Annotated in this window: 1 protein-coding gene; it reads right to left on the bottom strand. The window is 69.6% G+C overall.

The genetic code is table 11. The annotated features are described in order from the left end of the window. Positions 1 to 711: AMP-binding protein (locus IG94_RS0138010; RefSeq protein ID WP_031048752.1), on the bottom strand; the 711-nt coding region annotated here is incomplete at both ends.

The raw sequence follows: 711 nt of genomic DNA, 5'->3' as shown, positions 1-711 counted from the left end.
GGTGCGCCAGGTAGCCAGTGCTTCGCCGAGGAGGGCCTCGCCACCGGTGATGAGGGTTCCCGAGGGGGAGACCTCGTCGGGGAGGGCTTCGAGGAGGCCGAGGTGGGAGGGGGTGACCTTCATGAAGGTCGGCTGTCCGGAGGTGGCGGCGTGTTCGTCGAGTTCGGTCATGACTACGCGTCCGCCGCTGACGAGGGGGGTGTAGAGGGCGGTGACGGTGAGGTCGAAGGCGACGGAGGAGTGTAGTAGGGCGGTGCCGGAGGCGTCGGGGTAGACCTCGCGGGCCCGTTCGAGGTAGGCGCTGACGGAGGCGTGTTCGACGACGACGCCCTTGGGTCGGCCGGTCGAGCCTGAGGTGTAGATGACGTAGACGGGGTCGTGGGGGTCGATACGGACGTCCTCGAAGGGTCCGTCGGTCTCCTGTTCCAGCATCGCCGTGTCGTCGATGACGAGGGCGGGTGTCGCGTCGGAGAGGATGTGCGCGACCCGCTCCTGCGGATACTCCGGGTCCACCGGCACGTAGGCGGCCCCGGCCTTGGTGACGGCGAGGAGGGCCACGACGAGTTCGACCGACCGCGGCAGTTTGACCGCGACGAACGAACCCCGCTCCACCTGCTGGGTGCGCAGCCATCCGGCGACCCGCCCCGACCAGGCGTCCAACTCGCCGTAGGTCAGCGACCGGTCACCGCATTCCACCGCCACCGCGTCCGG

Origin of the sequence: Streptomyces olivaceus (assembly GCF_000721235.1) — a bacterium.
GTDB classification, from domain to species: domain Bacteria; phylum Actinomycetota; class Actinomycetes; order Streptomycetales; family Streptomycetaceae; genus Streptomyces; species Streptomyces olivaceus.
This window is presented reverse-complemented; position numbering and strand designations above follow the sequence as displayed.